This is a genomic window from Oribacterium sp. FC2011 (genome assembly GCF_000701645.1).
Taxonomy (GTDB): domain Bacteria; phylum Bacillota; class Clostridia; order Lachnospirales; family Lachnospiraceae; genus Oribacterium.
The window spans coordinates 25,725-38,259 of sequence record NZ_JNJM01000013.1 but is presented as its reverse complement, the minus strand read 5'-3'; the positions used below and the strand labels follow the sequence as shown (position 1 = coordinate 38,259).

The window sequence follows — 12,535 nt, the reverse complement described above, 5'->3', positions numbered from 1 at the left end:
TGGGAAATGGATATAATGTCAGTAGCTTAAAGAAAAACCGAAAAAATATGAATGGAGAATTAATGCATCAAGTTCAGGCACTTATGGTCACGGAGTAAGCATTAGAAACTATACTGGTGTAAGAAAAGTTGATATTTATACCAAAAATGGATTTGTAGAAGAGATACGTCCATATAATGTCTAACAAGAATGGGTGATCTTATTATTTAGTTATGCATATTGGAGTATTGAAAGGAAATACTATGTCAGATTTCAAATACGAAATAATAGAAGAACTCGGCGTTCTCTCTGAGAACGCTAAAGGCTGGAGAAAAGAGCTAAATCGAATCTCCTGGAATGGTGCAGCGCCAAAATATGACATCCGTGACTGGTCTCCGGATCACGAGAAGATGGGTAAGGGTGTTACTCTGACTGATGAAGAATTAGCAAAGCTGAAAGAAATTATATAAATAAAAATTAAAGTCATAATCAATATTTATATAACGTTCTTTGATGCTATCTTTCCAAACCGGAAGAGATATAAGTCAAGTTACTATGGATCCGTGATGAATATACACACAAAACAGTGGAAGATTTATTTATGTGTGTCGAGGCAGATCATGTAAATGTTTTTCTGACAGAAGGAAGTGAGAAAAAAGCAATGACGAAGATAGATGTAGTTTGGCTAGCTGCCGCTGTTCTGACATATAATGTATGCCAGGAAAATGTAAACTGGCAGCTTGAAGATGTATATTTCCAACAACAGAATATTGTGAGAGCTGCAAAAGCCATCATGGGAGAAGAGATTCCTAATGCTTTGGTAAACCAACATGCAGTAGCTAATTCAGGCAGTTTAAACCGTAATTGCGCATATCTGGTTGAGGTAAAGGATAAGAAGCGAAGGTTATCATTCTTCGGAGAGTTCACAGACCAGAAAGAACATCCGAACATGAACGAAATGAAAGACAACATTATCGTTGAAACAAAAACCGGAAACATAAGCATCCAACAGTTATTTAATTTCGTCAAGGATGTGTATACGCCAAGGATGAAAGAACTAGCTGATGGAAAAGTTATTGTGGTTAAAGAGAAGGATAAACCAAAGATGACCGATAAAAGGAAATATGATAAAAACTTAATTCTTTACGGACCTCCTGGAACAGGAAAAACATATAACAGCGTGAATTATGCCGTGGCTATTTGTGAGGGGAAGACCTTTGAAGAAGTGCAGCAAGAAAGCTACGACGATGTTTTATTACGCTTTGAGGCACTTAAGAAGTCCGGACGTATTGCTTTTACTACATTCCATCAGTCTTATGGATATGAAGAGTTTATTGAGGGAATTAAGCCTGTTACGGATGACGAGACAGGTAGCATCTCATATGAGATTACAAATGGTATATTCAAGGACTTCTGCGAGAAGGCTGAATTGCCGCAGGATATAAAGGTCAATCATGATGCTCAGGTATATGTAGTGCGTCTAAAGGGAAACGGCAATAACGATCTGAAAAAAGAATGCTTCCGTGACGGTGAGATAAGATTCGACTGGGCAGAAGACTATACAGGCGGCTGGATGAAGTGGTTTTCCGCAATGAAGCCGGGAGATTATGTTTTGTCATATTATGGACAGTCTAAAAACATTGATGGTGTCGGCATCGTTCAGGATGAAGAGCCTTTGTATGATGAAAGTAAGGGCTCCTATAAGTGGACACGAAAAGTTGAGTGGCTTGTGACAGGCAGGATAATCGATGTCCTGGATGCCAATAACGGCAAGTATCTGTCAAATTTCCATGTAGGACGTGTGCCGGACATGAAGCTCAGTTCGCTACTGGCTCTTATAGGCGGAAGTGGAGATGATCCAGATGTTACGTTTGAAAAGGCATGGAAGAAACTTGCTAAGGCTGCGGAAGACAACAGAAATAAATATACTTTTACAAGGCGGTCAGGATCAACTATAGAAGCAGCTTTTAATGGTTCTGATTCTTTTAAGGTTGAATGGAGCGGCGGTACAAGCAATATCCTTAAAAAGAAAGATGTTTATGAGCAATGGACTAATACGGAATTATCCATAGATTCTATTCCCAATGGCGGTACAAAATGGCTGATTTACGCTAGACAGGCTATACTTGACGAACTGACTAAGCTTGGATTGACGGAGTATAAAGGAAATGCTTCTAAAGGATCTGATGCGTGTGTGTTTATCATTGATGAGATAAACAGAGGAAACATTTCGAAGATATTCGGTGAGCTGATTACTCTGATAGAAGATACGAAGCGAAAAGGATGCCCAGAGGAAATGACAGCAAAACTTCCGTATTCGCATACTGAGTTTTCGGTTCCGAAGAATGTTTATATCCTTGGAACTATGAATACGGCAGACCGTTCTATCGCTCTGATGGATACAGCACTTAGAAGAAGATTCTCATTTATTGAGATGATGCCGAATAGTGATGTGCTCGATGCTCTTGGCGTGGGAACAATCACGGATGGTGATAAAGAACTTAATGTATCCAATATGCTAAATGTCATAAACAGGCGAATAGAGTTTCTGTATGACAGAGAGCATACGATTGGTCATGCATTCTTTACCAAACTTAAAGATGATCCCTCGGTAAAGACGTTGGCTATGATCTTTAAGAAGAATGTCATTCCTTTGCTTCAGGAATATTTTTATGAAGATTATGCAAAGATTCAGTATGTTCTTGGGGATAATCAGAAGGAAGCCTCTTTAAAGTTTATCCTTGATGAAGGACTGGATGTAAGGGATATCTTCAATGGCGTTCCTGATATAGATTTGCCAGAAAAGAAATACCGTATCCAGGAATCGGCTTTTTATAAACTATCGAGTTATAAAGGAATCGGTAAAGGGTTATAAGATATTCTAAAAAACAATAAAACATCCTATCTTAGGATTAGGTACAGTAGTACGGAAAACTGATTTAGAGAATATTTGATATAAAGAGGTGTTTTATAAATATGGGCGAAGTGCTTCAAATCAGGGAATTTGATGCCGTTACATGTGCGGATGACAATAAAACTAAATATGGTTATCGTCTATACAAGAAGCATTTCGGCGAGCTTATGAGATTTGTCAAAGAATACACTTCTGATGATAATAATGCTGATGCCTTGGATTTTATGAAGTTGAGTTTTAAGCGGAATGTAGGAGATATCATTTCGTTTAACAATTATGTTGGTATGATCCAGCTTCCGGACGGTTTTCAGATTGAGATCTTGCCTAAGATTGATTTCGGGGAGAACGACGATGATTTCAGCAAAACGAAGAGAATATTCCTGAAGATGCTTCGGACTATGAAGGACTTTGAAGGAAAAGTGTTCAGTGAATCTAATCTGAATGTTGACAGGATGAATCTTTATGAGATCTTCATTAATATGTATCTTGGTGAGGTTCGCCAACTGGTAAAGAAGGGGATTAAGTCTGATTATGTAAGTCAGGAAGATAATCTCAACTACTTTAAGGGAAAACTATTGGTAAATAGCCATATCAGGGTAAATACTGTTCATAAAGAACGTTTTTTTGTGGCATATGATGAGTTTCATCCGAATAGACCGGAAAACAGACTAGTAAAGTCTACGCTTCTGAAATTGCAGAAGCTAACACAAAGTTCAGAGAATGCCAAAGAGATTTACCGATTGCTTTCTTTTTTTGAGATGGTAAAGCCTTCTACAAATCATGAGAAGGACTTCTCGAAAGTTGTAATAGATAGAAATACAAAAGACTACGGAATGTTGATGCAGTGGTCAAAAGTTTTTCTGTTGAATAAGAGTTTTACTACCTTTTCGGGTTCGAATGATTCCAAGGCAATCCTGTTCCCTATGGAGTCGGTTTATGAGTGTTACGTTGCACGTATGCTGAAGAAGGTTATGATCCCTCAGGGGTGGGATGTATCTACTCAAGATAAAGGATACTATCTTTTTGAGCAACCGAGGAAGCAGTTTGCGCTCCGCCCGGACATTGTTTTATATCGGGGAAACAGATGTGTTGTTCTTGATACGAAATGGAAAGCACTTGTGGATAATCCCAGTGCGAATTATGGAATATCACAGGGAGATATGTATCAGATGTATGCATATTCTAAAAAGTATTCGACTTCAGAAATATATCTTCTCTATCCGATGAACAAGGATTTCAGAGGGCATAATGACATTTGGTTTGGAAGTGATTTAGATGGCATCATGCCTACCAATGTTAATCTGTTCTTTATTGATCTAGCAGATAAAAAAAGTATAGAAGAACTTGGAAGTGTTATTTCGTCGATGGATCTGATGGCAGTAGATTATTGAGTATAAGAATCGAACGTACTGGTAGATTCATTGTTGGAAAGAATGAAATAATTATTATAGCCGTCAGAACCGGAATTTTACCAATTTTGGATTTCAGATTAAGTTTGAAGATGTATAAAGCTTTGAGTCTTGTCTAAAGGATTATGTCAATTACAAGATGATCTTATAAAAAATATTTTTAAAAATATTGTGAGGAGATATCAATGGCAGATTTTAAGGAGGTTGTATAGTGGTAGGAAAATATCCTGTTATTACTCTTTGCGGCAGCACACGCTTCAAAGATGAATTTATAGAAGCTCAGAAAAGACTCACATTAGAAGGGAATATAGTCATCAGCGTTGGCTTATTTGGACACTCCGGCGATGATGAAGTCTGGGACGGCATGGATGAAGGGACTGTTTCCAAAACCAAGGAAATGCTTGACGACATGCATAAGCGGAAGATTGATATGGCTGACTCTATATATGTCATCAATGTCGGAGGATATATCGGAGACAGCACAAGGTCCGAGATTGAATATGCAAAGAGACAAGGGAAAGAGGTTATGTATCTGGAGCCTATAGAGTAAGGGGGATCAGATTATGGCAACAATGAAACTAGGGAAGTTGCAAGAAGTTGATATCAGAAAACTGTGGAGTCATGAACAATATGACTTCTCTGAGTGGCTGTCTAAGTCTGAGAATCTGGAACTTCTTAATGAGGCTATTGGGCTTACTTTAAGCGAAGTAGAGAAAGAGGTTTATGTCGGGGCTTATCGATGTGATCTCGTAGGAACAGATGAAACAACAGGAGATAAAGTCATTATAGAAAACCAACTTGAAATGTCTAATCATGACCATCTGGGGAAAATCATCACGTATGCGTCAGGATTAGATGCTAAAGTTGTAGTCTGGATTGTTAAAGAAGCACGTGAGGAACATCGAAGTGCTATTGAATGGTTAAATAATAATACACCTGAAAAGCTTAGTTTTTTCTTGATAGAGATACACGCATATCAAATCGGAGATTCTTTATGCGCACCAAAATTTGAGGTGGTTGAAAAGCCGAATGGATTTATTAAAAACGCTAAAACACAATCCTCCGGTTCCGGTGATTATAACAAATCCCAGGGAGAGCGTATAGAGTTCTGGACAAGATTTAATGAAATCCTAGTAGAGAGGGGGAAGCCTTTTAACGTGCGTAAGGCGACCACAGACCACTGGTATGATATTGCTATTGGAACCAGTGATGCTCATGTATCTCTCACATTGGTAAACAAAGAGGGCTATGTTGGAATAGAGCTCTATATCAGTGATAACAAAGATCTCTTTGATAAGTTGTATGCTCAGAAAGAAGAGATAGAAAATAAACTTGGATTGGTACCAGACTGGCAGAGACTGGATGGAAAGAAGGCATCAAGGGTACTTTATCGTATGTCAGGCTTGGATTTTGATGATCACTCGAACTATGACAGTCTGATGAATGAGATGATAGACAAAGCAGTTCTATTCTCCAATGTATTCAAGAAATATGTTTAGAGTTTAAGCAGATACGGTACTGAAGGAAATAAGAGTGAATAGCGCATTAATGTGTAGGAGGATTTTATCATTATGCAAGATCTGACTGAAAATAGTACTGTCAAAGATCACGATGAAGTAACGAAGCAAAATAAGGTTATATCACTATTTCAGTTTATTGAAGAACTAAACAAATTAAAGCAAACTGCTATTCTTGATTATAAAGACCATATATGGCATTATGAATTGTCAAATCTGCCAGACGACCCGGATAATATACAGGTGTTTTATCAGGATCGTGTGGAAGAAGAGGAAACTGAAACTAATAAAGATAATGTTTTATTGGTTGTTCATAAACCCGATTTTACGAAATGTCCGGAGCCAGATGAAATATTTAAAGAATGGCTTCTTCCTGGATGGGATGATTATACTAAAGATGCAGAAGTAAGATCGAGTTTAATAATTATAGAAGGTGAAGATTCAAGTGCGATTTCTGCGGATAAAAGTGCTGATGATCCGGAAGACGAAATTGTGCTTTTCGAATCTGATCCAGATAGAGTTTTGGCTTTTGAAAAATGGATAGAGTTAAGGAATATATGGTGTCAAAAGCAAAAAACAACCAAGGCGACTAGGGATTTATTTTCTGATCTTTATAGGCTTTATTTTGAACTACAACGTGAATCAGAAACTGAAGAGATGATAGTCGCAAATGGTATCATTTGTGATAAGGAAAATGGGAAGATAAATCACCCGGTCTTAACACATCGTGTAAAGCTGGAATATGATGCAAATGAGAATACAATATACATTATTAATGCAGAAGTACCGTCAGAATTATATTCTTCAGTATTTCAGGTAATGAATGATGTAAATCTGGAAGGAATTGATACTCTCAATGAGAATTTACAGAATAATGATTATCATCCGTTAGATCGAAATGATACACCTGATTTTTTAAAAGCTCTCATTCATTCATTATCATCTAAAAGTGTATTTTCGGATTCCGGAATTCCAGATAATTGGAAAAACAATTCAAGATTACTGCTGTATCTGTCACCATGCTATATCGTGAGAAAACGACTGGATGGCACAATAAAGGCAATTGAACAAATAATTGAAAATGTCAATGAAACAGGAGAAGTACCGGCACCTATAATTGATATTGTAAGTGGTGGTACTATTGACGTGCCTGAAAATGATAAAGAAGAAACAATAGAAGAACTTTTGGCTCAAGTTGGTGGTGAAAGTGTCGATATTCTTTTATCCAAAGAAGCTAACAAAGAACAGTTGGAAATAGCAAGAAGAATAGAGAGATATAATGCTGTTCTTGTGCAGGGCCCTCCGGGAACCGGAAAAACTCATACTATTGCAAATCTGATGGGACATTTTTTGGCACAAGGAAAAAGTGTTCTTGTTACCAGTCAAACAACAAAGGCGCTCAAAGTATTAAAAGAGAAAATTTACGGCAGTCTGCAAAACTTATGTGTATCTATTCTTGATGATTCTAATGTTGACATGGAGAGGTCAATTGACGGAATCACAACATATATGTCCGATACTACATCTTACGCGTTAAAAAAAGAAATGGATTCGCTGGCTATTGAACGACGCGATATCATAAAGGAACTTGCAAAAACAAGAAAAACCATTTATGAGATAATAAACGCGGAAAATAACTGTATTGTATACAATGGAGAGAGTATTTCTCCGTCTAAGGCAGCCGAATTTGTTGTGGATCATATGCAGGATTTATCCTACATACCGGGAAAAGTAAAATTAAATGCTCCTTTACCTTTGACTTTTGATGAATTAACTGATTTATACCGGAGTAACGAAATAATCACAACAAATGATGAGACCGAATTGGCGAAAGATTTACCTGATCCTAAATCTTTAATGTCTCCGGATGATTTTATAAATATAGATAATGCACTTAATGAATCCAATAAAATCATAAAGGCTATTTCAGAAAAAAATGGATGGACAGTAAATGCTGATCCTCAAAATAAGAACATAATAATTAGCGGACTTAAAAAAGCCATATCAATACCATATCCTTCAATAGAAGCTGTAGAGGATTTAAAAAGTTATGTTGATGCATTTGGTGAAATAGAAAATTGGATGAAAGCCGTAGCTATAGACGGGAAAAGGGGTGGAAACTATAAACAACGCTGGCTAATGTTAATCGAGCAGATCCAGAAGACAAAAGATTTCGCAGATTCTATCATTTCTGAGCAATTGGGAATGAATATAGAAACTGATGGATCATTTGATTTAGCAAGTAAAAAGCCTGTATTTGAAAAGTTACGTTTGGAATTAGAAAAAAATGGGAAGATTAGTGCGATAAGTAAGATGCTGCATAAGGAATATCGCATTGTTCTTGATTCAGTAAAAATAAACGGTAACGAAATTCAATCATCAAAAGAGATTGACGTCATACTTCATAAAATAGACCTAAATGAATATCGTGATCAATGTGCAAACTATTGGAATGACCTTCTACCTTCACAAGGTAAAAGCAAATTTTATGAGTTAGATACAGACAATCAGGAAATGATTGCTGAGAAACACGTTAGTATCATAAAAACATATCTTGATTGGTACGATAAAGACTATAAACTCTTAACGGATAAATTGAGTGTACTTGGTATACCTAAAGAGATTGTATTTAATGAAGATGAACTTGATTCGGATGCAACACATATAGATAAAGCTTTAAATGCTATAGAAAAAACACTTCCGGACATTTGTGATATATTAACAGCTTTAGTTAAATCAGAGGATGACGCAAAATCAAAAAAATCAACACAATATAATCTAACAGCCGGAGAAAGAAGAACTAGTCAGATTTGCAGAGCATTGGATTCGGACATATCCAGAAGCGATACGGAAGCATATTCGATACATTATTCTGAGTTGAGTGAGATATACAGTAAGAATCTTGTCCAAAATAGACGCTGTATGATGTTAAAAAAGCTTGATCCAATAGCACCTGAATGGGCAGATTCTATTCGAAGACGGCAAGGTATACATGGTCAATTCACTGTACCGGATAATATTGAAGATGCGTGGAAGTGGAAACAATTATACGGAATTATTGAGGATATCACCAAAAAACCATTAAGTGATCTACAGAGTGAAAGCTTACGATTAGGAGCTGATTATAGGAAAATCACGGCTTTATATGCCGAAAAAAGTGCCTGGTATCATTTGTTGAATCGGACTGAACATGATATCGACATGAAACAAGCACTTATAGGATGGAAGCAAACAGTCAAAAAAATAGGAAAAGGTACCGGTAAAAGGGCACCTGCATTAAAGGCTAAGGCACGAGAGTTAATGGCTAAATGTCAAAACGCTGTGCCCGGGTGGATTATGCCTATAAATAGGGCATTGGAAACTCTTAACCCTAAAAATAATCGATTTGATATCATTATTATCGACGAAGCAAGCCAATCTGACATATCTTCATTGGCTATATTATATATGGGTAAAAAACTGATTATTGTTGGAGATGATAAGCAGGTTAGTCCTATGGCTGTCGGTATGGAAGTTGATAAGATGAATTCCTTAGAGCAAATGTATATAAAAGATAAGATACCGAATTCACATCTGTACAATTCTAAGACATCTATTTATGATATCGCGGCTACAACATTCCAGCCATTAATGCTCAGGGAGCACTTCAGATGTGTACCGGAAATAATAGGTTTTAGCAATATGCTTTCCTATGATTATAAAATCAAGCCTCTTAGAGATGCGAGCCAAAGCATACTACAACCAGCTGTAGTTAATTATCGTGTAGAAAATGGAAAACGTGATGATGGAGGAAAAACAAATATAAATGAGGCTAAAGCAATAATTGCTCTTATGAAAGCATGTTTAGAACAACCTGAATATGATAATAAATCAATGGGAGTCATATCTTTACTCGGTGATGAACAAGTAAAGGTTATATCTCAAATGATAGAGCAGGAAATAGATCCTGTGGAGATTTCCAAGAGAAATATCCTGTGTGGTAATTCTGCAAATTTCCAGGGCGATGAACGTGATGTGATCTTTCTGAGTCTTGTGGATAGTAGCGATGGCAATGGACCAATTCGAATGCTTGGAAGCGGAACAGAAGATGCTATTAAGAAACGTTATAATGTTGCGGTCAGCCGAGCACGAGATCAATTATGGGTTGTTGATTCATTGGATCCGGCTTTAGATTTAAAGCCAGGTGATATGCGTAAAATTCTTATTGATTATTCATTAAATCCCAATGCATCAGCTATACGACATGATGAAATTGAGTCAAAATCTGAATCACCGTTTGAAGTTTCAGTTGCAACAAGTCTATCAGATCGTGGATATCATATAGAACAACAGTGGGAAGTAGGTGCGTATAGACTAGATATGGTTGTCCTTTGTGGAAACAATAAGGTTGCAATTGAATGTGATGGAGAAAGATGGCACAGTGGTGAGGCGAAGATACGTGAAGATATGGAGCGTCAAACAATACTTGAACGCTTGGGATGGAGATTTATTCGTATAAGAGGTAGTGAATACTATAGATATCCTGAAAAGACGATCGAACGTGTTATTTCTGATCTTACTAATTTTGAGATTTATCCGGAAGATTCCGACAACAATTCTTATGTAAAGAGAGATACTGATCTATTAAACAGGGTAAAAAACCGTGCAGCCATAATTTTATATGGGGAGGAGCCTACGCCCATTGACGTAAGTGAAACAATACAAGAAGCATTAAATCCTACCAAGTATGAAAAACCTAGAGAGGAAACAAATCATACGGAAAATATAAAAATTATTGATAAGGTGATACAAGAAGATACTACAAAGGTATTAAAAAAGTCTGATGAAAAGAAATACTCTTTTGTTGAGCAGCTTACTATACCGGGTTTGGATGAAGAATCATCGGATGAAATTATCCAGTTACTAAAAGAATCAAAGGTTACATATATTGATAAAAGAAACCGAAATGGTGCACTTTGGATATTGGGAGGTTCAGAGCTTCAGCCTGTTGTAAATAAAGCAAAGAAATTAGGATTTACTTTCATTTACAAAGAAGGCGGAGGAAAAGTGACAAAGGGAAAAAATGCATGGTGGTGTAAGAAATAAAGCTTATACCTAATAGTTTTTAAAAATAATAAGAAAGAAGGTATTAAACATGACAAAATTTGAAACCCTTCAAAAAGACATGATCGCTGCAATGAAGGCAAGAGATAAAGCTAGAAAAGATGCAATTTCTTCTCTTATATCAGATGTTAAGAAAGTGGCTATAGACTCTGGATCAAGAGACAATATAGGTGACGACCTTGTGGATCAGGTGATTCTTAAGTCTCTTAAGACTGCGAAAGAACAGATCGATACTTGTCCGGATGATAGAGCAGAACTCAAGGCAGAGTATCAGTTCAGATATGATGTAATCAAGGAATATGCCCCTTCTATGATGTCTGAAGATGAAATCAAGGCATTCCTGAATGAGAAGTTTGCTGAGGTGATAGCAACCAAGAATAAGGGAGCAATAATGAAAGAGATAATGCCGGTTCTTAAAGGTAAAGCTGACGGCAAGGTGATCAATATGATAGTTGCAGAGCTTTGTAAGTAAGACTTAGGAAGGAACACCCACACGGATAGAAAAGATAAGCATATGAGAGTTTAATGATTTTTTAGAACATTTCTCTTCTGCTGTGCAATTGCAAAGATTGGTGTATAAGAAGTCATTGTCATGCCAGAAGAGAATAAAGAACGTTTACGAGACAGATGTAATAAAACAGTTTGTTACTTGACCAGGAGCTACAAACTCAAGAAAGATGTTGGTGAAGTCTTCCCGGTGCTTGTGATTCTGTCGGAGTCTCTCAGGTGTCTCAGCTTACAAAGATGATGATGGCGTTTACTTAGAAAGCTGAAGCTTTAAAACAAGGCAAACAAAGGAGTCCCAATGTACCGTTTAGCAAACTTTAACGAAGAAAACACTGAAGAAGGCAGCGTATATCGCTACATTAGCGTAGCTGTATCGAAAACCATAATAGATTGTCTCGACGAGTATCTTGATGACACCGAAAAGTATGATGCGTTTTTTCAGTATACTTTTTCGGACAGTTTTTTTGAGGGCTTAAGCCGATATGTATTACCGAAAGCATTATGCTTAGATGAAGGTGATGATGATGCACAGGCAGGCTATGAGTTCACTTTTTCAAAAATGAGGCGGATGAGAGAGAAGATGCTTGACCAAAATGAGTTCTATACCTTTGATGTCTTCGAAGAGATGCTACTTTACTCCATGTGTGATATCGAAGCTGCCAGAGCCAGAACTGCGGCAGGCAGAAAGAAAAGAGAACTTTTTAAAGATAAGGTCGAGGCTGCCAGAGCAGAGCTCAGAGAAAAGTTTAAGCTTAATGCCAGGGATGCCAATGACTTCTCCAGAAAGATGTACTATGCCTCTGCAATGCTTCTTAAAAACAGTGAGGATGATAATCTGATCTTCTGGGATGATGATTACGCTTTTTTCTGGAAAGATGGATTTATTAAAGGGATTGGCTATCTGAAATCTATGGTAGGGCAAAATGCCGGGTATGGATACAAGTATACCTGTGATATTTTCTCTGATATTGGGATCAAGACACCGTTGATGCTTCTCGGAACGGCAGAGGCAAATCGAATAGCCAATGAAGAAGAGGGTAAGCGGATCAAGGATTACATGGATGATTTCTATGGAAATATCACAGGGGGAAAGGAAAAGAATTAAT

Annotated in this window: 8 protein-coding genes; all 8 read left to right on the top strand. The window is 37.1% G+C overall.

The genetic code is table 11. From position 1 onward, the window contains the following. The first annotated feature begins 242 nt into the window (after positions 1 to 242). Positions 243 to 449 (top strand): YdbC family protein, encoded by a 207-nt coding sequence (locus tag T357_RS0111565; RefSeq protein WP_031552662.1) that lies wholly within the window; start codon positions 243 to 245, stop codon positions 447 to 449. A 131-nt stretch (positions 450 to 580) separates the two neighbouring features. After that, the gene (locus T357_RS22005; protein ID WP_049962398.1) at positions 581 to 2,854 is read left to right on the top strand and encodes an AAA family ATPase; all 2,274 of its coding nucleotides are present in this window, start codon (positions 581 to 583) and stop codon (positions 2,852 to 2,854) included. A 101-nt stretch (positions 2,855 to 2,955) separates the two neighbouring features. After that, on the top strand, positions 2,956 to 4,284 hold the full coding sequence (locus T357_RS0111555; protein ID WP_031552657.1) for an McrC family protein: 1,329 nt from the start codon (positions 2,956 to 2,958) through the stop codon (positions 4,282 to 4,284). Between the two features lie 229 nt (positions 4,285 to 4,513). Next, positions 4,514 to 4,852, top strand: coding sequence for a hypothetical protein (locus T357_RS0111550; protein WP_031552654.1), 339 nt, complete (start codon positions 4,514 to 4,516; stop codon positions 4,850 to 4,852). 13 nt (positions 4,853 to 4,865) lie between these two features. Next, positions 4,866 to 5,801 (top strand): DUF4268 domain-containing protein, encoded by a 936-nt coding sequence (locus T357_RS0111545; RefSeq protein ID WP_044916825.1) that lies wholly within the window; start codon positions 4,866 to 4,868, stop codon positions 5,799 to 5,801. A 72-nt stretch (positions 5,802 to 5,873) separates the two neighbouring features. Then, positions 5,874 to 10,904, top strand: a complete 5,031-nt coding sequence (locus tag T357_RS0111540; protein WP_031552647.1) for an AAA domain-containing protein — start codon at positions 5,874 to 5,876, stop codon at positions 10,902 to 10,904. Between the two features lie 49 nt (positions 10,905 to 10,953). Then, positions 10,954 to 11,394, top strand: coding sequence for a GatB/YqeY domain-containing protein (locus T357_RS0111535; RefSeq protein ID WP_031552645.1), 441 nt, complete (start codon positions 10,954 to 10,956; stop codon positions 11,392 to 11,394). Between the two features lie 333 nt (positions 11,395 to 11,727). Next, a complete protein-coding gene (locus tag T357_RS0111530) occupies positions 11,728 to 12,534 on the top strand; it encodes a hypothetical protein (RefSeq protein ID WP_031552643.1) in 807 nt (268 codons plus the stop codon). The last annotated feature ends 1 nt before the right edge of the window (position 12,535 follow it).